The organism is Paenibacillus sp. YIM B09110 (assembly GCF_037167145.1).
In the GTDB taxonomy this organism is placed as follows: domain Bacteria; phylum Bacillota; class Bacilli; order Paenibacillales; family Paenibacillaceae; genus Pristimantibacillus.
Genome location: NZ_JBANSP010000026.1, coordinates 11775 through 31232 on the forward strand (window position 1 = coordinate 11775; position 19458 = coordinate 31232).

Annotated in this window: 17 protein-coding genes; 8 read left to right on the forward strand and 9 right to left on the reverse strand. The window is 50.3% G+C overall.

Going from position 1 to position 19458, the window contains the following annotated elements:
- The first annotated feature begins 59 nt into the window (after positions 1 to 59).
- The 8 genes from V8F51_RS26025 (at position 60) to V8F51_RS26060 (ending at position 8663) form a co-directional block, all read left to right on the forward strand.
- Complete coding sequence (locus tag V8F51_RS26025; RefSeq protein ID WP_337103420.1) at positions 60 to 1250, forward strand: pyridoxal phosphate-dependent aminotransferase; 1191 nt, start codon at positions 60 to 62, stop codon at positions 1248 to 1250.
- 414 nt (positions 1251 to 1664) lie between these two features.
- A complete protein-coding gene (proB, locus tag V8F51_RS26030) occupies positions 1665 to 2768 on the forward strand; it encodes a glutamate 5-kinase (RefSeq protein ID WP_337103491.1) in 1104 nt (367 codons plus the stop codon).
- 31 nt (positions 2769 to 2799) lie between these two features.
- Positions 2800 to 4056, forward strand: coding sequence for a glutamate-5-semialdehyde dehydrogenase (locus tag V8F51_RS26035; protein WP_337103421.1), 1257 nt, complete (start codon positions 2800 to 2802; stop codon positions 4054 to 4056).
- A 34-nt stretch (positions 4057 to 4090) separates the two neighbouring features.
- Entirely contained in the window at positions 4091 to 4960 is an 870-nt protein-coding gene (gene proC, locus V8F51_RS26040; protein WP_337103422.1) for a pyrroline-5-carboxylate reductase, read from the forward strand.
- Positions 4957 to 6186, forward strand: a complete 1230-nt coding sequence (locus V8F51_RS26045) for a 2,3-diketo-5-methylthiopentyl-1-phosphate enolase (protein WP_337103423.1) — start codon at positions 4957 to 4959, stop codon at positions 6184 to 6186. Before proC ends, V8F51_RS26045 begins: the two co-directional genes overlap by 4 nt.
- Entirely contained in the window at positions 6186 to 6854 is a 669-nt protein-coding gene (locus V8F51_RS26050) for a 2-hydroxy-3-keto-5-methylthiopentenyl-1-phosphate phosphatase (RefSeq protein ID WP_337103424.1), read from the forward strand. Before V8F51_RS26045 ends, V8F51_RS26050 begins: the two co-directional genes overlap by 1 nt.
- A gap of 1 nt (position 6855) precedes the next feature.
- A complete protein-coding gene (gene mtnB, locus V8F51_RS26055) occupies positions 6856 to 7503 on the forward strand; it encodes a methylthioribulose 1-phosphate dehydratase (protein ID WP_337103425.1) in 648 nt (215 codons plus the stop codon).
- A gap of 125 nt (positions 7504 to 7628) precedes the next feature.
- Positions 7629 to 8663 carry a MerR family transcriptional regulator gene (locus tag V8F51_RS26060; RefSeq protein ID WP_337103426.1) on the forward strand — a complete coding sequence of 345 codons (1035 nt, stop codon included), beginning with the start codon at positions 7629 to 7631 and terminating at the stop codon, positions 8661 to 8663.
- Between the two features lie 256 nt (positions 8664 to 8919).
- Here the strand turns inward: V8F51_RS26060 and V8F51_RS26065 are convergent, their stop codons facing one another.
- The 9 genes from V8F51_RS26065 to dinG all read right to left on the reverse strand — a co-directional run bounded on the left by V8F51_RS26065 (position 8920) and on the right by dinG (position 19456).
- A complete protein-coding gene (locus V8F51_RS26065; RefSeq protein ID WP_337103427.1) occupies positions 8920 to 9612 on the reverse strand; it encodes a DnaD domain protein in 693 nt (230 codons plus the stop codon).
- A 21-nt stretch (positions 9613 to 9633) separates the two neighbouring features.
- Complete coding sequence (locus V8F51_RS26070) at positions 9634 to 10845, reverse strand: acetate/propionate family kinase (protein ID WP_337103428.1); 1212 nt, start codon at positions 10843 to 10845, stop codon at positions 9634 to 9636.
- Positions 10845 to 11717, reverse strand: coding sequence for a 3-hydroxyacyl-CoA dehydrogenase family protein (locus V8F51_RS26075; protein ID WP_337103429.1), 873 nt, complete (start codon positions 11715 to 11717; stop codon positions 10845 to 10847). Before V8F51_RS26075 ends, V8F51_RS26070 begins: the two co-directional genes overlap by 1 nt.
- 173 nt (positions 11718 to 11890) lie before the next feature.
- Positions 11891 to 13384, reverse strand: a complete 1494-nt coding sequence (locus V8F51_RS26080) for an AAA family ATPase (protein ID WP_337103430.1) — start codon at positions 13382 to 13384, stop codon at positions 11891 to 11893.
- A complete protein-coding gene (locus V8F51_RS26085) occupies positions 13377 to 13916 on the reverse strand; it encodes a hypothetical protein (RefSeq protein ID WP_337103431.1) in 540 nt (179 codons plus the stop codon). The genes V8F51_RS26080 and V8F51_RS26085 overlap by 8 nt, the downstream gene beginning before the upstream one ends.
- Before the next feature lie 111 nt (positions 13917 to 14027).
- The gene (locus tag V8F51_RS26090) at positions 14028 to 14594 is read right to left on the reverse strand and encodes a cell wall elongation regulator TseB-like domain-containing protein (RefSeq protein ID WP_337103432.1); all 567 of its coding nucleotides are present in this window, start codon (positions 14592 to 14594) and stop codon (positions 14028 to 14030) included.
- Positions 14594 to 15895, reverse strand: coding sequence for an amidohydrolase (locus V8F51_RS26095; RefSeq protein WP_442956492.1), 1302 nt, complete (start codon positions 15893 to 15895; stop codon positions 14594 to 14596). Before V8F51_RS26095 ends, V8F51_RS26090 begins: the two co-directional genes overlap by 1 nt.
- Positions 15876 to 16532 carry a redox-sensing transcriptional repressor Rex gene (locus V8F51_RS26100; RefSeq protein ID WP_337103433.1) on the reverse strand — a complete coding sequence of 219 codons (657 nt, stop codon included), beginning with the start codon at positions 16530 to 16532 and terminating at the stop codon, positions 15876 to 15878. The genes V8F51_RS26095 and V8F51_RS26100 overlap by 20 nt, the downstream gene beginning before the upstream one ends.
- Positions 16529 to 19456: an ATP-dependent DNA helicase DinG gene (dinG, locus tag V8F51_RS26105; protein ID WP_337103493.1), complete on the reverse strand. Its 2928-nt coding sequence runs from the start codon at positions 19454 to 19456 to the stop codon at positions 16529 to 16531. The genes V8F51_RS26100 and dinG overlap by 4 nt, the downstream gene beginning before the upstream one ends.
- Between the last annotated feature and the right edge of the window lie 2 nt (positions 19457 to 19458).

Sequence of the window (19458 nt, forward strand, 5' to 3'; positions counted from 1 at the left end):
ATCTATTCATGCTACATTATATAAAAAATATGAAGTAAGAATCAGGTGGAGTGAATCGAATGGAAACAAATATCGGGCAACAACGCATTGAGCCTGCGGAACGCATGAAAGTGCTTCCGACGCAATTTTTCGCCAAGCTGGTTGGCAAGGCGAACGCGCAAGTCGCCAAAGGTCATGATGTAATCAACTTGGGACAAGGCAATCCGGACCAGCCGACCCCTTCCCATATCGTAGCGAAGCTGCAAGAGTCAGCCGCGAACCCTCTTTATCATAAATATCCTCCCTTCAGCGGCTATGCCTTTCTGAAGGAAGCTGTCGCCAAGCGATACAAAGAGGATTACGACGTCGATGTTGATCCAGCCACTGAGGTTGCAATTCTGTTCGGCGGCAAGACAGGACTAGTGGAAATCAGCCAATGTCTGCTTAATCCAGGCGATGTATGCCTTGTACCGGACCCCGGTTACCCGGATTATTGGTCTGGCGTTGCGCTCGCTGGAGCTGAAATGTCGTTCATGCCGTTAACGGCGAATAACGATTATTTGCCCGATTACAGCGCGATTTCACCAGATATCGCGAGGCGTGCCAAGCTGATGTTCATGAACTACCCGAACAACCCGACAGGCGCAGTTGCAAGCAGCGAGTTCTACGCGGAGACGGTCAAGTTCGCCGCTGACCAAGGAATCGTTGTGGCAAGCGACTTCGCATACGGCGCAATTGGATTCGACGGCAAGAAGCCGATCAGTTTCTTGCAGACGCCTGGCGCGAAGGAAGTCGGCGTAGAGTTCTATACGTTATCCAAGACGTATAATATGGCAGGCTGGCGCGTAGGCTTTGCAATCGGGAATGCGCAGATCGTATCGCTAATCAACTTAATTCAGGATCATTATTATTGCAGCCTATTCGGCGGCATCCAAGAAGCGGCTGCGCTTGCGCTTACCGGCCCTCAAGACTGCGTAGTCGAACTGACTGCTAAATATGAGAGCCGCCGTGAAGCGTTGTTCTCTGCGCTTGATCGGATCGGCTGGAAGGCCGCTCGTCCCGGCGGCTCGTTCTTCTGCTGGCTGCCTGTGCCTGAAGGACATACGTCGCAGTCATTCGCCGATCTTGTCCTCCTGGAAGCAGACGTTGTCGTCGCGCCGGGCATCGGCTTCGGCGAGCATGGCGAGGGCTTCGTGCGACTCGGATTGCTTACAAGTGAAGAACGGCTTCAAGAAGCTGTCTTCCGCATAGGCAAGTTAGGTCTGTTCTAAGCTCCGCTAATTGCTTGGCATGCCGTTTGCCTTGCTTTACAGCGCGCCGCGAAACATGATATGCTAAGTTCAATTGAACACGAAACGTGATGACGGGACCAGTAAGCGAGATCAGGTCGTGAACAGAGAGTAAATTCCGCCGGGCTGTAAGAATTTACCTCGACCCCTTGCCGAACCTACCTCCGAGCGGCCGGCGTTTGCCGGACAGCGCCTACTGTTACAAGGCTTAAGCTGGATGTGCCGACGAAGACGGCCGTCAACAAAGGTGGTACCGCGGAAGCTAAGACTTTCGTCCTTTATGGACGGAAGTCTTTTTTGTTTTATGTTCAAATATAGGAAAGTACGCTTCTATTTCACCGCGAAACGAAAGCTTTTGCCTGAGTCATGAATCATAATCGGGGAAGTGATTTTATTATGTCCGAACGAATAGTTGTTAAGATCGGCAGCAGCTCTCTCACATCCGAGGAAGGCGGCCTGAATAACGAGCGGATCCATTATTTTGCCTCGGAGCTTGCTGCTCTGCATGCGAGCGGTCACAGCGTTATGCTCGTAACGTCGGGAGCTGTTGCAGCCGGATTCCGTCAGATCGGATATGCATCAAGACCGAAGGCCGTTCATGAGAAGCAGGCGGCTGCGGCCGTCGGCCAAGCACTGCTTATGCAGGCTTATCAAGAAGCTTTCAGCAAGTTCGGTATGGTAGCTGCTCAAATATTGCTTACACGCGCCGATTTCTCCAATCGCAGGCGCATACAGAACGCGCTGATGACGCTTGAAGAATTGCTGCATAAACGAATTATTCCAATCATCAATGAAAACGATACGGTAGCTACAGATGAGCTGGTGCCCAAGTTCGGCGATAATGACAATCTGTCTGCTCTTGTGGCCGCTATGGCGAAAGCCTCCAAGCTGATCATCATTACGGACATGGACGGTTTGTATACCGAGGATCCTCGCAAAAACCCGCAAGCGGTCAAGATTGAGCGCGTCGAACAAATATCCGAGGATATTATGAAGCTTGCCGGCGGAGCAGGCTCGTCGGTTGGCACAGGCGGCATGCGCTCTAAGATTGAAGCAGCCCGCATTGCCATGCGCGGCGGCGTCCCTGCCTTTATCGGCAAGGTACAGCAGGAAGGGGATCTTGCTTTAGCCGTAGGCGGCAATGGACGAGGTACGTACTTTGATACGAAGCTGCATAGTCTTCCTATGAAGAAGCAGTGGCTTGGCTTTCATTCGATGCCGCAAGGCCGGATCACGGTTGATGACGGCGCCGTTACCGCGCTGATCAAGGGCGGCAAGAGCCTCCTCCCTGCCGGCATAACGGCAATTGAAGGCGAGTTTCACTCTGGAGACGTCGTAGAGGTTGTCACGCCTCAAGGCGAGACGATCGGACGCGGCGTCATTAATTATGAAGCTTGGCAAATTCAAGCGGTCGTCGGGTTGTCGACCGAGGAAGTGAAGCGCCGAGTTGATGTTGGAAGAATTGAAGTCATTCATCGCGATGAGTGGATTACGTTGTAACCATAAAGAGTCATAAAGGAGGCAGTTTGAAATGTTAAGTGAAGTGAGACAAAAGGCTACGCTTGCGCAGATAGCCGCAAGCACAATGAATAATCTAACAACCGAGCAGAAGAATGAAGCGCTAGCGTGTATGGCCGATCGGTTAATCGCGGAGAGCGAGGCCATCATTGCAGCAAATGGACTTGATCTGCAACGCGGACGGGATCAAGGCACCAGCCCTTCCCTGCTCGACCGGCTAGCATTGAATCAGGCTCGCGTTGAAGCGATTGCGGAAGGGCTTCGTCAGATTGTCGCTCTACCTGATCCTGTAGGCGAATTGCTTGAGCAATTCGATCGTCCGAACGGCCTGCGCGTCGAGAAGCGCCGTGTACCGCTTGGCGTCATCGGCATGATTTATGAAGCGCGCCCTAACGTAACGGTAGATGCAACCGGCTTATGCCTCAAGACTGGCAATAGCGTCGTCTTGAGAGGCGGCTCTGCGGCTATCGAATCGAACCGCAAAATCGTGGAGGTGCTGCGCAGCGCGCTTGCCGAGACAGCTCTGCCTGCAGATGCCATCCAGCTCATCGAAGACTCTGACCGCGCTTCCGTCAATGAAATGCTTAAGCTTAACGGTCTCCTTGACGTTGTTATTCCGCGCGGCGGCGCTTCTCTTATCCGTAATGTCGTCGAGAACGCGACAGTGCCGGTCATCGAGACGGGCGCAGGTATTTGTCATACGTTTGTTGACGATAGCGCAATCTATCAAATGGCGGCTGACATTGCATTCAACGCGAAGGTTCAACGTCCCTCCGTCTGCAACTCCATGGAGACGCTGCTCGTCCATGAAGCATTCGCCGAGCGCCACCTCGCGCAGTTCGCTGAACGTTTCGTTGAGGCAAACGTTGAGCTTCGCGGCTGCAGCCGTGTCGCCGAGCTTCTCAGCGGCGTTCAAGTAAAGCTTGCTACGGATGAGGATTACGCAACGGAATATAATGATTACATTATGAATGTCCGCGTTGTCGCTAATTTAGATGAAGCGCTCGCGCATATCCGCAAATTCGGAACGAAGCATTCGGAATGTATCGTTACGGAGAACGCGGAGAATGCTGAACGTTTTATTCAAGAAATAGATGCGGCAGCCGTTTATCATAACGCCTCCACTCGGTTCACGGACGGCTTCGAATTCGGCTTTGGAGCGGAGATCGGCATTAGTACGCAGAAACTTCATGCACGCGGTCCAATGGGACTGCCTGCGCTAACATCAACGAAGTATCGCATATACGGCAACGGACAAATTCGCGGTTAATCATAATCAACTATTTAGCTTGGAGGAGAATCTTATGACGCAATTAACGCAAACCGGCATTGCATCGCTGCAGCTCTGCTTCTATGGCGCCGGCTCCATGGCCGAAGCAATCGCACGGGGAATCATTAATGAAGAACTGCTTGCCGCAGGACAAATCTCAATGCTTAATCGTCAAAATCAAGAGAGACTGACGGAGCTTCATACCCAATACGGCGTTCAAACGATCCTTCAAGGGGCCAGCAATGATGCTTATATTCAACAAGCGGATATTATCTTCCTTGCCATGAAGCCGAAGGATGCCGCGGAAGCTATTAAAGGAATGAAGTCGCTCGTATCAACGAATCAGCTCATTATTTCGGTCATTGCGGGACTATCGATCACAACGATCGAGCAGTTGCTTGGCGCGCCTGTGCCGATTGTTCGAGCGATGCCTAATACATCCAGTACGATTGGGCTTGGCGCTACAGGAATCAGCTATTCCGAGCATGTTAGCGAGCAGCAGCGACAGCTGACTGAAGCGATCTTTCAGTCGGTAGGTATTACGGCGACGGTTGAAGAACCGCTTCAATCCGCAATTACCGGAGTATCCGGCAGTGGCCCGGCATATGTCTACTACTTCATGGAAGCGATGATGAAGGCGGCTGGCGAGCTTGGTCTTGACGCCCGCGCAGCGAAGGATCTTGTCGTTCAGACAGTACTCGGCGCGGCGCAAATGGTTCGTGAGACCGGCGAAGAGCCTGCCGAGCTTCGGCGCAAAGTAACGTCTCCGAACGGAACCACGCAAGCGGCCATTGAGAAAATGGCTGAATTTCAGCTCACGGAAACGATCATTAAAGGCATGCACCGCTCCGCTGAGCGTGCAGGCGAGTTAGGCGCTGCTATCGAGAGGAGCATTAACGAATGAGCGGAGTTTGTATAGCAACGTATCGTTCCTATGACGACAAAGCTGATTTTAACAAAAAGGCGCTCTCGATCGCGGTAGGTTTAACGGTTGGCAGTTGGACGGAGCTTCCCGAAGCGAAGAAAGCAGAGATGGAGAAGCATCTCGGCAAAGTGTTGTCGATCGACGTGCATGAATCGGCTAATGCCGCACCCGGCGAGCGATATGCCGATATTCGTATCGCATATCCCGATATTAACTTCAGCCGCGACATCCCTGCCCTGCTCGTCACCGTATTCGGCAAGCTGTCCATGGACGGCCGCATTAAGCTGCTTGATCTCGACGTGTCGGACGACTTCGCGTCCGTGTTCCCCGGTCCGAAGTTCGGCTTGAACGGCGTTCGCGATCTGCTTGGCGTTCATGACCGTCCGCTGCTTATGAGTATTTTCAAGTCCGTTGTCGGCCATGATCTCGCTAATCTGCAGGATCAATTCTACAAGCAAGCGCTTGGCGGCGTCGATCTCATTAAGGACGATGAAATATTGTTCGAGAATCCGCTCACTCCGCTGGAGAAACGCGTCGAGGTATGCATGGAAGCCGCGCGCAAAGCGGAGCAGGAAACAGGACAGAAGCTGCTCTACGCGGTCAATCTGACAGGTCCAACCTCGCAGCTTGCAGCTAATGCTCGCAAAGCGATTGCGGCTGGTGCGAATGCTCTGTTGTTCAATGTGCTGTCGTATGGCTATGATGTGCTGCATGAGCTAAGCAGCGATAGGGCGATTAATGTTCCGATCGCATCGCATCCAGCTCTGGCTGGCGCTATGTATCCATCGCCACATTACGGTATTAGCGCCTCCTTGCTGCTTGGTAAGCTGATGAGGCTTGCCGGCGCCGATCTTGCGCTCTTCCCTTCCCCATACGGCTCCGTCGTCATGCCTAAGGAAGAGAATATGGCCGTTAAGGAAGCTCTGCTGCAGCCGATGCATCAATTGCGGACAAGCTTCCCGGTTCCATCGGCGGGCATTCATCCTGGACTTGTGCCGCTCATCTTGAAAGACTTCGGCACCGATGTCGTCGTGAACGCCGGAGGAGGCATTCACGGTCATCCGATGGGTACGGCAGCCGGCGGACAAGCATTCCGTATGGCGATTACGGCAACATTGAACGGTGTGCCGCTTCGCGAAGCCGCGCTGGAACAAGGCAACGAACCGCTGAGGGCGGCAATTGACGCTTGGGGGATTAAGGAATAATGACAGCTAAGAAACGCATCGTATTTTGTGATTTTGACGGAACTATTACTGTAAATGACAACATCGTTGCCATCATCAATCACTTCAATCCGCCGGGCTGGAAAGAAATTGCCGAGAAGACGCTCGCACAGGAGCTGTCCATTATGGATGGCGTCGGACAAATGTTCCGCCTGCTTCCTACTTCGTTAGAACGCGATGTGGTTGAGTTCGGCATCACGAATGCCTCAATACGCGAAGGCTTCGCTGAGTTCCTAGCGTACTGCAAGGAAGAGCAGATCGAATTCTACGTAACGAGCGGCGGCATCGATTTCTTCATCTATCCGATTTTGTCGCAGTTCGGCATTCCGGAGAATCATATCTATTGCAACGGCAGCGACTTCTCAGGCGACCAAATCGAGATTACGTGGCCGAATCCTTGCGATCATGAATGCAGCAATAACTGCGGCATGTGCAAGACGACGATTATGCGCCGTTTTCCGGCTGATGAGTATGAGAGAATCATTATTGGCGATAGCGTAACCGATTTCGAAGGCGCGAAGCTCGCTGACACCGTCTACTCCCGCTCCTATCTGACAACGAAGTGCAGAGAGCTTGGAATCGCACATACCGAATACGAGACCTTCCATGACATTATATCTAGCATGAAGTCCGAGAGGAGTCACACCTAGTATGAGCTTTGATCAAATTGCATTAGAAGATAAGCAGAAGGCGTTCGCCGATCTGCGCGATGTAAAGGAGCTCTTCTCCTCACGCGGCTGGTTCCCGGGCACAAGCGGTAATTTGTCTGTACGCGTCGGCGATTACAGCCCTGAACAATTCCAATTTGCCATTACGGCAAGCGGCAAGGACAAGACCGTTCACACGCCTGAGGATTATTTGTTCGTCGACCAAGAAGGCAAGCCTTGCGAGGCAACTCGTCTTAAGCCTTCGGCCGAAACGTTAATCCATTGCGAGATTTACCGTCTTACAGGCGCTGGAGCTATTTTTCATATTCATTCCGTATTTAACAGCATCGTTTCTGAATATTTCTGGGATCGCAAGGCTGTCCCTGTAGACGGCGTTGAGCTGATTAAAGGACTTAATATATGGGAGGAAGAAGCCCATATTGATATACCGATCGTATCGAACTTCGCCAGCATTCCAGCGATTATTCCTGAAGTAAGTGAACGGCTTGATAGCCGGATTCCAGGTATTTTGCTTCGCAAGCATGGTATATATGCTTGGGGCGCTAACGCGTTCGAGGCGAAACGCCACATCGAAGCGTTCGAATTTCTATTCGAATACGTTTATCGATGGGAGCTTCTGAACAAACGCTAATCCGTAAACAAAAGAACCAGTCAGCCTGCTAAAGGTCGACTGGTTTCTTCGTATATAGGGATTGACTTGACTTTAACGCAGCGTCAAGGTCCATCATGGTATAAAGCAGGACAGGAGGAATTCAGGTGAAAGTACATGAAGCAGCACGAAGCTTAGGCGTGACTCCGCGAACGTTGCGCTTTTATGAGGAGAAAGGACTTGTTCACCCATACAAAGAACCAAGCAGCGGTTACCGTGCTTATTCGGATATCGATATGACGAAGCTTCGCTGGGTCGTCTCATTGAGGGAGCTTGGAATGCCCCTCTCCGTCATCAAGGAAGCGCTTCAAGCCATCGATCGACCCGTACAGTTCATTCGTATAGTTGACCAGGCAAGAGCTCTGCTTTACGAAGATTGGGTCGCGGCAATGCAATCGCTTCAAGCATTGGACCAGACGATCCGATCATGGCAGCAGTTGGGCGAAACACAGCTTGCCGATGCCGAAGCAGCGGCATTGCGTATGAAACAAAATCGGATGATCCGCGAATCATGGTCTGATCAGTGGAACTATAATGAGATGGCCGTCCGATATGGCATAGAGGCACCTCTAGCTGCACTGGGAGGCCTTATAACGGCAGAACAATATGAGCACGCATTAATTCGCACCCTTGAATGGATTGACCCTAAGGAGGGCGATAGAGGCCTTGAGCTTGGCGGCGGATCGGGCAATTTATCAGTCATGCTGGCTAGTACAGGAGCAAATCTTACCGTCGTGGAGCAATCTGCGGCAATGATCGACCTGCTTCATGCTCGAATACCGCATGCCTCCATTAAGCAAGGCAATATGCTTGCATTGCCGCTTGCCGAATCCAACTTTTCATTCATCGGCTGCAGCTTCGCATTCCGCCACCTCAGCTCGTCCCAGCAATTGCTCGCGCTCGAAGAAATGGATCGCGTGCTGCTCCCAGGCGGTCGAATCATTATTACTGATATCATGCAAACAGCGGCTTCCCAGGAAGTACACGATCGGCAAAATGTCCATACGCCAGTCCAGCCTCTTCCTCTGCAACAGTGGCTCACTTCACGCGGCTACTCCGTTGTTGCCGAAGAGCTCCAATCGTCTGTTTACCTGCTTTATGCCCTTCGAATAGACAAAAACCGTCAGGAAAGTTACTCCTGACGGTCCTATTGCGACGCGCTGCCACATTCCTTTGCAACAACGTCTATGTTGGATTTTTGCAATAACTTTTGAAAATTAAGAGGGCTTTTAGACTCCATGTTGGATTTTTGTATTAACTTTGTCCAGAATTGCCTGAATCTGCTCGTTAAAGCATGAAGTTGCTGCAAAAATCCAGTATAGCGTTAATTCAAGCCTTCAAGTGACACTCTATCCTGCAGAAATCCAACATAGCAGATCGCCCAGCTAACATGCGATCTTAACTTCGTCCGCCGCCGCGGAACTTCTGGGAATGCGCGCGCGCTTCATCTACGTTCGTAACCCGATTGCGTCCCCATTCGAACAGGATCCGGTCGATATATTTGAGACTTAGCTTGCCTGCGAACACAGCTTCCTTCAAGGCGAGTAGAATGAGCTCCTCCGAGTAACGGTCTTGATCAAGCCAGACGCTAATCGTCTCGCATTCGAATGGCGACAGCAGACGGCCGAATTCCTGCTCGAACACATGGAACATTTCTCCGGCGCTTGTAACCGGTTCTGCAGTAGCTTTCATAAGCTGGCGCTCCGCCTTCTTCGTCTCCCGCTTATGCTCGGCAGTCCAATCGGCCGCCTTCATCAGCCATCCGCTCCAATTGTATCGCTCCGATTGCATGCCGGTAACGCTGTCGATATATTCGTCTATCGTCAAAAATTGATCCTTAATGAGCCTGTTCAGCATTTGTCCGATCGCTCGTGAGCCCGTGCCCATACGGTTCGCAAGCTCCTCCGGCGTCGGAAAATCGTTGTGCTCTACCTCTGCGAAAGCAATTAGCTGCAGCAGCAGCATCGCCTCTGAATCGGATAACTCCAGCTCCCTATAACTGCGGAGCAGCATGGCTGACAAATAAACGCCGCCTTCTTGAAGCGCGGCAGCCATGCCATGAGAATAGGCTTTCCATATTTCGTTGCTCATCGTCTGCCGGCCCCCTTCTCCTTATGACGAATGTGCCGCCTTAACCAGCTCATACGTATCTCTCGCGATAAGCAGCTCTTCATTTGTCGGAACAACCAATACTTTCACGCGCGAGCTGTCCTTTGATATTTCACGTACTTCCTTGCTGCGCACCGCGTTTCGCTCGTCATCGATCTCGATGCCAAGGAACGTAATGCCCTCGCACACGGCCTTTCTTACTGCCGAAGAGTTCTCGCCCACGCCCGCCGTGAAAACAAGCGTGTCGATACCATTCATCGCCGCAGTGTAAGCGCCAATATATTTCTTCAACCGATACACATACATATCGAATGCCAGCTTGGCGTTTTTGTCGCCATCCTCCATCGCCTCGGTAATCTCGCGCATGTCGCTGCTGATTCCTGATATGGCAATCATGCCGCTATGCTTATTGAGCATCGAGTTCACTTCATTCAGCGTAAGCTCTTCTTTGTTCATGACGAATGGAACGATTGCCGGATCGATATCGCCGCTGCGCGTGCCCATCATTAATCCTTCAAGCGGCGTCATCCCCATGCTTGTATCGAACGATTGACCATCCAGAATAGCAGCGCAGCTTGCGCCGTTACCAATATGACAGGATACCATTTTCAAAGACGCAAGCGGCTTGCCAAGGTATGCGGCAGCTTGTCCGCTTACATACGAATGGGAGGTGCCGTGAAAACCGTAACGACGAATCTTATGTCTGCGATACAACACTTTAGGAATTGGATATAAGTACGAAGTATTAGGCATCGTCTGATGGAACGCCGTATCGAACACTACGGCCTGCGGCACATGCGGCAGATTCGACTCGACAGCCGTAATCCCCATCATATGAGCCGGATTATGAAGCGGCGCCAAATCGAATAACCTGCGAATCTCAAGCTTAACATCCTGGGTAACGAGAACCGAGCTCTTAAACACTTCGCCGCCGTGCACAACACGATGACCAACCGCATCAATCTCATTCATGCTGCCGATCACGCCATACTCTTTATGCGTCAGCATGTCGATAACCCGTTTAACCGCGGTTACATGCTCTAGAATTTCACTTACGTCGCGAACCTCGGGCTTGCCCGCCGGCTCATGAGTCACAATCGAGGAATCCATTCCGATTCGCTCCACTCTGCCGCTCGCAAGCACAGACTCATCCCTCATATCGTACAACTGATATTTTAACGACGAGCTTCCCGCATTAATGACAAGAACTTTCATTAGATTCGGTCTCCATCCTTATCGTATTTGAAAAACCCGACGCCCGACTTGGCGCCGAGATGTCCCGCTCGCACCATCTTCTTAAGCACGATCGAAGGACGGTACTTCAGCTCGCCGTACTCTCTGAACATCCGGTCTAGCGCAGCAAGCACCGAATCAAGTCCGAAGCGATCAGCCATCTCGAATGGCCCATGCTGGAACGAATAGCCGATACGCATCGCGTTATCGATGTCTTCGGCGGAAGCGACGCCTTCTTCCAGCACATGCAGCGCTTCATTTATGAACAGGCAGATCAAGCGAGTCGTAACAAAGCCCGGCGACTCGAACACCATGATGCCTTTTTTATGAATGATCTCATCGACAAAATGTTTCGCTCTGGAGAATGTATGCTCGGATGTCTTCAAACCGCGCACAAGCTCAACGATATCGATCTTCGATACCGGATAAATGAAGTGCATGCCGATCACGCGATCCGAATATTTCGTTACGCTGGCAAGTTCCGTCAAGCTTAGCGTAGACGTATTGCTTGCAAGAATAACGTCCGGGCCGCATATTTGGTCCAGTTGCTCGAATATCGTTTTTTTGCTTTCCAAATCTTCCGTTATCGTCTCGATAACAAGCTCGCATTCCGAGAGCTTGTCATAATCCGTCGTCGTCTGCACGCGGTTCATAATGAGCTTGCGCTCCGCCTGCGTGAGCGCCCATTTCTCAATTTGCTTATCGAGACTTAGGACGATCATTTCCATCCCATATGTCAAACGTTCTTGTGTACGCTCTACTACGATAACGTCCAAGCCATTGGCTGCAAGCATCTCTGTAATGCCTTGCCCCATCGTTCCCAGGCCGACGACACCAACTGTTTTAATCAACACTGCCCATTGCTCCTTTGTATCCGGTATACGAAGCTGCCTTATAACCGGAATGCACGTTTTGTACGCATATGTAGTTCATTCTTATTATAACGAATTTCAACAAAAATAGAAGGCGGACATGGTGCCCGCCTTCAAATTGTAAGATTTGTTCTGCTATCATGCAACATATTTCGTCAAGCTGCAACTAACAATTTACGGAATTCATCGCCGCTAAGCATTTCCTCTTTCAGCAGTGTCTGAAGCGAGCTGGTGAACACGCCGCGTCTCTGTTCAAGCATCGTTTTTGTCTCCACCATCAGCTCATCCAATATCGTACGATTAATTCTTGCCCAAGCCTCGGGTGTCATCATCGAGGAATCTACGATCCCTTCCTCGGTCAGACCCGATTCCACTAATGTTTTTACGATATTCATCGCCTGCTCGAAGTCGCCTCGCGACCCGGTGCTGCGCTCGCCATAGAACATTTCCTCGGCAGCCGCGCCGCCAAGCGCAATCATAATTTGACTGTTCAAAAACTGCGTTGTATACAAGTACCGATCCTGCTTCGGATTATGCCGTACATAACCAAGTGCTTGTCCACGCGGCGATAGTGCAACCTGCGATACGCTGCCCGGACGAGTAAGCTCTGCCATAATCGCATGTCCAAGCTCATGAAGCGCTACGCGCTCTCGCTCTTCCTTTGTCGCTTCACGGTCGGTCTTCTCGCCCATCATGACTTTATCAATCGCCATAGATAGATGACGCTCGATGATCGTTGCGCTTGATTCCCGCATCGCATAAATAGCTGCTTCGTTCATCACACTTTCGAGCTGCGCCCCGGAGAAGCCGAACGACTCAGCCGCAACCTTATCCAAATCTACGGAATCATCCATAGGTTTATTATTTGCGTGGATATTTAAAATATGCAGTCTGCCCTTCTTGTCGGGAAGCTCAACGCCAATATGACGGTCGAAACGCCCTGGGCGAAGCAAGGCCGAGTCAAGCATCTCCTTGCGGTTCGTTGCCGCAATTAACAAGATACGCGGCGATTCGTTAGGATGGATACCATCCATCTCGGTCAGCAGCTGATTAAGCGTCTGATCATACTCACGATGTTGGCCGCCGTCTCGCTTTCCGCCGATAACTTCGATTTCATCAATAAAAATAACTGCGCTTTTTTTGCCTGCTTTCTTCGCTTTCGTCCGTGCCTCGGAGAACAAATCGCGAATACGGCCAGCACCAACACCGACATACATTTCTACGAATTCACTGCCGGAAGCAGCCAAATAAATCGAATCCGTGTAGTGGGCAGCCGCTCTTGCGAGCAACGTCTTACCTGTCCCCGGTGGACCTGCCAATAAAATGCCTTTCATCGGACGTATGCCGAGCTTCGCAATCTGTTCCTGCTTGACTAGAAAATCAAGGGATTCAATAAGCTCCTGCTTCGCGCGATCTTGACCGCCAATCTGCTCGAACATAAGCGGAGCCGATTTAGTAGCGGCGCTGCGCTTCCGGCTCGATGCAGCCGTCATCCGACCTTTGCCTCTTGCCAGATATACAAGCGCGAATCCAAGCACACCAAGCATCACGATAGGAACGACGTTCAAGCCAATATAAATAAAGAAAGCAATGAGTACCGGCACAACGCCGATTGCAATTTCAATCCAGTATTGACGTATATTACGCATTTTCCCACACTCCCATCTGTGCAGGCGTTCTTGGCAATACGATAAACTTAACCGCATTATCCGTTTTCAACGTAATGTAGATATTATTGTCGTCCATCTCGGTTTCAGCTTGAATTGCAGGGTTATCCTGTCCTGCTTCTTCCAGCGCCTTAGGAATATTCGAGTAAGCCTTATTTTCCATCGCTTCCGCTACTTCGAACAGCGCTTGATACCAATAGTCATCCAGCACCTTATTCGACTCGTTAAGAACATCCAGCTTGAGTTCACGGCTGCCTATGGCACCTTTACCATTATGATTAATCGATTGATAAATCTCGCGGAGATTCGCATCTTGCGATAGAGTGACATCAATCGTTACTTGATCCTTGCTCATCTTCGGCTTTGCCGAATTCACAATTCCCGGCACGTCTGCAATCGCATCCTCAAGAGGCGCAGCAACAGCGACTTGATTATATATCGTCCATCCGCCGAACAATACAGCAACGGATATAGCGGCTGTAACAATGACCGGTACGACGCTTATTTTTTTCATCTCTTTATCGCCTCCGATATAATTGATAGATCATCCGTATATCGATCACGCTATACAAAAGTATATCATAACTATCAACAGATCGGTCGGTGTAAAAACAGGAAACGGAGCCTATTGAGGCTCCGTCTTTGCTGGCAGCTTATATTCGTTTAAAAAATCGCCGCTCGTAAATGAATAAAAATCGTAGTAATAATGGGTCTGGTCTGCCTTAAGCGTATAAAAGATTTCCCATACCGGCTTGTCGCCAAGCAGTCCAGGCTGCATACGCTTTACAACAGCTTCAGGCTTCGCGAGATCGAACTTCGCCCTAATGTTATTCTTCGCTTCTGCTTCCGATGCTTTCACGACAATCGGTTCTTGCGTCGAAGTTTCTTCGTCAGTTTCTTCGTCTCCAGGTCGCGGCAGCCATACATAGATCTGTTCGCCATCCGCATTTTTACCGGAAACAAACCAACTTACTCGATCCCAAATATGTTTGCTTATTTGATCGACTTCCGTCAAGTCTGCAGCTTCTATCGCTTCTGCTTTCGCCGCCCTCTCATCCGACCAGCGAGGAGACTTGATATCCTTATAATAAATCGCTGTCGTCGTGATGATGATGAGCAGAACGGCGACGATGACAAAGATCCATCGCTGCGTAGTCATAATCGGCGGACGTTTCTTCGTATCCGCGCGCATTAGGCTTGCAGCAAACGCTCGAAGCTCGCTTGCGCTTCGAAGCGGATTTTTTCCTCATCCAGCAATGTACATTCACCATTTTGAACAACTTGACGTCCATCTACCCACACATGCTGCACATCGCGCCCCGACCCGGAATAGACCAAATGCGATAAGATATCTGTCAGCGGGTAGAACTGAGGCTGATCCAAGTTAATAGCAATAAAATCGGCTTTCATGCCAACACGCAAGACGCCAATCTGATCTTGCTGCCAGATCGAGCGGGCACCGTATACCGTTCCCATACGAAGCGCTTCTATCGCAGGTATTGCCGTCGGATCGCCAGATACTCCCTTGTGCAGAAGTGCGGCAAGCTGAATTTCTTGGAACAAGTCCAGGTTATTGTTGCTCGCTACGCTATCCGTCCCAAGTGACACGGTAACGCCAGCTTTCAGAAGATCAGTCACGCGAGCAACACCGCTCGCCAGCTTCAAGTTGCTTACCGGGTTATGGGATACCGCTACGCCGCGAGCGGCTAACAGCTCAATCTCGGCATCGTTAAGATGAACGGCATGGGCTACAAGCGATGGCCTTGAGAAAAAGCCGTGCTTGTCCAAATGCTCAACAGGACGCAAGCCGTAATCGCGAACGTTTTGCTCTACTTCGGCAATCGTCTCGGACATATGGGTATGAAGTGGCAAGTTATAGTCATGCGCCGCTTGAACGAAACGCTCTATATAATCAGGCGGACAGGTATAAGGCGCATGAGGCGATATCATCGTCGTAATTCTACCGTCGGCTTTGCCATTCCAATCACGAGCAAAGGCTATTGCTTCTGCCAGCTTCGCGTCTTGCACTTCCTTCTCGCACAAGCCGATAACGCCGCGAGTCAAGCAGCCCCTAATACCCGACTTCTCTACCATCATTGCTACCTGGTCCATCCGATCATACATATCAACGAATGCCGTTGTACCCGTCTTAAGCATTTCGACGATAGCCAAAGCGCTGCCCGCCTTTGTATCTTGATCGACATACTTCGCTTCCATCGGCCACATCTTCTCTTGCAGCCATACTTGCAAGTTTTGATCATCCGAATATCCGCGCAACAGCGTCATTGCTGCATGTCCGTGCGTGTTAATCAATCCCGGCATAAAAGCCAGCTTGCTGCCGTCAATCTTCTGCGCATCAGCCGCAACGTCGACAGGTGTAGCTTCCCCTAAGTATGTAATACGGTCATTCGTTACGACCATATGTCCTTTAAACGTCATGCGGCTCTCATCCATCGTGATGAATAAGCCGTTCTCAATCCATAGTTGACTCATTAGCTGATTCTCCTTCTCCTGCTAAATAATAGGCCAAGCTAAGCAAATCACGCGTGAAATCGGCGTTGTGAATCCGAATATGCTCGGGTACGCGCAGAATTGCGGGTGCGAAGTTCAATATGCCTTCGATACCTGCTTCCACGAATTGATTCGCGACGTTCTGCGCTTCGTGGGCAGGTACCGTAATGATACCAATTCGAATACTTTGCTGGACGATAATTCGCGGCAGTTCTTCCATCGGCAGTACCTGCAGGTTGTTAATGCTAATGCCGATCTTGCTCGGGTGAGCGTCGAACACGGCTGTGATCTTCATATTGTCTTTGGAATACTTATTGTAATTGCATAAAGCATGTCCTAGATTACCGGCACCGGCGAGCGCTACGTTAATCGGTTGATCGACCTTAAGAATTTGTCTGATCTTCTCGATGAGATACAGAACGTCGTAGCCGATCCCTTTGCGGCCGAACTCTCCGAAATATGCGAGATCCTTGCGAATCTGAGCAGGATTAAGGTCGAGCTTAACGCCCAATTCCTGAGATGAAACGGTTTGAACTTCACGAGTGTGTAGCTCGTTCAACACTTGAAGATAGATAGGCAGCCGTCTAACGACAGCTTCTGATATTTTCGTCTGCTTCAACCTTTCTCCTCCTCTGATATCGCTGGTTTCTGCTCACTCGAATCCTTCTTATCTGCTGCACTAACGCTGCTGCTTAGCCACTCTCGCATGCGCAGCACCATTTGCTCCGTATGCATCGTTTCAATCTTCGGTCCCGGTAAGGAATACAGGAAATGCTTGCCGTAATACGCATCGATGATCCGCGTATCGTAGATAATCACAATGCCTTTGTCTTGCGATGTTCGCACGAGCCGCCCGAATCCTTGCTTAAAACGAATAACGGCTTGCGGGATGGACAGCTTCATGAACGGATTTTGCTTCTGCCTCAGTAGCAGCTCTGACTTAGCTTCCGCAAGCGGATGGTTAGGCGGCTGGAAAGGCAAGCGTACAATGGCGAGACAGATGAGCGCTTCCCCGGGAATGTCTACCCCTTCCCAGAAGCTGCTCGTGCCAAGCAGAACCGATTCAGGCTGCTGCCGGAAACGTCTCGTCAACTTCGTCCGGTTGCCGCTGTCGATGCCTTGGCCAAGCACTTGTATGCCGGACTCAGACAAACGCTCCTTAAGCGGCTCATACACTTGCTTCAGCATCTTGTACGATGTGAATAATACAAGCATTCTTCCCTTCGTTTCCTTCGCCGATGCTGCCAATGATTCCGTCAACATATCTAAGTAGGCTTGATCCACATAGGAGCCTTTCAATACTGGGAAGTTGCGAGGAATGACGACAAGCGCCTGCTCCCGATAATTGAACGGCGACGGCAATTGCACGGTCTTAAGCCGGCCTTGCTCCTCGTACCCTGTAAGTCCTAGCTGTTCGGCTGCGTATTGGAACGACTTCTGTACCGACAAGGTAGCCGAAGTCATGACAATGCTTTCTTTGACATCGAAGAAATATTTCTGAAGCTGTTCACTCACATCTACCGGTGCGGCATACAAATGAACCGATCGGTAACGATATGCGCTGCTCGCCTCAATCCAGAATACTGACGCAGCCTGCTCCAGCTTGATGAAAATATGCAATTCATCTTTTACGCGGGTCAAATCCCTTAAAGCGCCGTTAAGATCTGTAATGGCAGCTTGAATCGTTGAATCATCCACACGATCCTTAATATCATTAACCATTTTATCCAACGTTCGAATAATCCGATTCAGCTCCGTATGCACATTACCTTCGGTCGTAACAGCGTCGTCCCAGCCAGCTGGCAGCTCGCCGATCTTCAATCGGCAAACCGCTTGCCCGGCTTCACCTGAAGCAAGCTCATTCGATATCGAGGTAAAGCTATAGAACATTTCGAACAGTTTATCCCAATGATCTTTAATATCGTTAAATATCGGGATGACCGTATCGATTGTTTCAAGCCAAGCTGATTGGTGCGCATCATCCTCGTATTGCAGCTTAATTCTAAGTGCTGGAAGCAAGCCAGATCTGGCATCCTTATAAAGACGCTGTACAGTCTGATTGAACGAGAAATAGCTGACCTGCATGCCAAGATGCTTGCCCGCGACCTCTTCCACATGATGCGCTTCATCTATAATAAGATGACTGTAAGTTGGAAGCAAACGATGATCCGCTTGGATATCGGTGAATAACATCGAATGATTAGTCACGCATACATCTGCGATGTTCGACTCCTGCTTGGCGCGATGGTAATAACAACGTTTGAACCACGGACATGCCCGGTTAAGGCATGAATCGGCATCGCTGGCTACGGTTGACCAGAAGTCAGCGCCTTTATTGCCGAAATTCAGCTCTTCTTGATCGCCGGTCTCCGTTTCACCAAGCCAAACGACCATTTGTGCAGCTGTAATGACATCATCTATTGGCGATACAAGATCTTTCGTATTCACTTTGCCTTCGAATTTGCGCAAACATAAGTAATTGCCTCTTCCCTTAAAGATGGAAGCCTTGAAAGGAAACGGCAGCACGTCCTCGAGCAGCGGAATATCCCGTTGCCGAAGCTGCTCTTGCAAGTTAATCGTATGTGTGCTGACAACAACCTTTTTATTGTTGCGAATACCGTAATACAAGGCCGGTATCAGATAACCTAAAGACTTGCCTGTTCCTGTGCCCGCTTCAATAAGCAAGTGCTGTTCACTGTTTAAAGCATTGTACACTTCATGGAACATTTCAGTTTGCGCTTCGCGCTCCTCGTAATTTTCGAAGCGAGCTTCGAAACGCTGCTTCACATCCGCCAAATAATGTTCGAATGACAATTCGCCGAGCGAGATATTGTCGCTCTCGGCTCTCGGCGGCTGTTCTTCTGTCCATTCCCTAGCTTTAAGCGCAAATTGATTAAAGTAATCGTATTCTGCAGGCTCGAACACATTTCGAACTTCCATACGCTGCAGCGTCTCTGCTATAAACCAGCTTAAATCGCTTCCATCGTTAATGAGCGCAGATAGCCGCTGCAACGTAAGCAGCGGCAATTGGCGAAGCTTCTGAACAATTTCGATAAATAAGTTCGCAGTAGCGAGAGCATCGCTGTCCGCACGATGGTGGCTTTCATGCTCGATGCCGAACATTTCCGTGACAGCGCCGAGCTGATAAGTCGTAATGGAAGGATATAATATGCGAAGCAGTTCAATTGTATCGAGCCTGCGTCCGGCGAAACCAAGATACCCGCAACGATCAAGCGCTTGATTCAGAAAGCCTGCATCAAAACCAACGTTATGCGCGACGAGCACAGCATCATCAAGCAAGGGTATGAGCTGTACGAGTACCTCCTGCAATTCCGGCGCATCTTCAACTACAGCATCATCAATGCCGGTTAGTTGAGTAATAAAAGCCGGTATCGGAACAGTAGGCCGTACGAAAGTGCTGAACGTTTGTAATACTTCAAGCTCTTCCGAAACAAGAGCCAGTCCGATTTGCAAAATATCGTCGGACTGGCTATGCCCGGTCGTCTCTAAATCCAGTACTGCAAATTTCATTCGTTCCCCGATCC

Coding starts and splice junctions, on each gene's coding strand:
- V8F51_RS26095 (WP_442956492.1), bottom strand. CDS start 15,895: ATGAGTCAACTATGGATTGAGAACGGCTTATTCATCACGATGGATGAG.
- mtnB (WP_337103425.1), top strand. CDS start 6,856: ATGAGCTTTGATCAAATTGCATTAGAAGATAAGCAGAAGGCGTTCGCC.
- V8F51_RS26065 (WP_337103427.1), bottom strand. CDS start 9,612: ATGAGCAACGAAATATGGAAAGCCTATTCTCATGGCATGGCTGCCGCG.
- V8F51_RS26035 (WP_337103421.1), top strand. CDS start 2,800: ATGTTAAGTGAAGTGAGACAAAAGGCTACGCTTGCGCAGATAGCCGCA.
- proB (WP_337103491.1), top strand. CDS start 1,665: ATGTCCGAACGAATAGTTGTTAAGATCGGCAGCAGCTCTCTCACATCC.
- V8F51_RS26025 (WP_337103420.1), top strand. CDS start 60: ATGGAAACAAATATCGGGCAACAACGCATTGAGCCTGCGGAACGCATG.
- V8F51_RS26070 (WP_337103428.1), bottom strand. CDS start 10,845: ATGAAAGTTCTTGTCATTAATGCGGGAAGCTCGTCGTTAAAATATCAG.
- V8F51_RS26045 (WP_337103423.1), top strand. CDS start 4,957: ATGAGCGGAGTTTGTATAGCAACGTATCGTTCCTATGACGACAAAGCT.
- proC (WP_337103422.1), top strand. CDS start 4,091: ATGACGCAATTAACGCAAACCGGCATTGCATCGCTGCAGCTCTGCTTC.
- V8F51_RS26050 (WP_337103424.1), top strand. CDS start 6,186: ATGACAGCTAAGAAACGCATCGTATTTTGTGATTTTGACGGAACTATT.
- V8F51_RS26085 (WP_337103431.1), bottom strand. CDS start 13,916: ATGAAAAAAATAAGCGTCGTACCGGTCATTGTTACAGCCGCTATATCC.
- V8F51_RS26090 (WP_337103432.1), bottom strand. CDS start 14,594: ATGCGCGCGGATACGAAGAAACGTCCGCCGATTATGACTACGCAGCGA.
- V8F51_RS26080 (WP_337103430.1), bottom strand. CDS start 13,384: ATGCGTAATATACGTCAATACTGGATTGAAATTGCAATCGGCGTTGTG.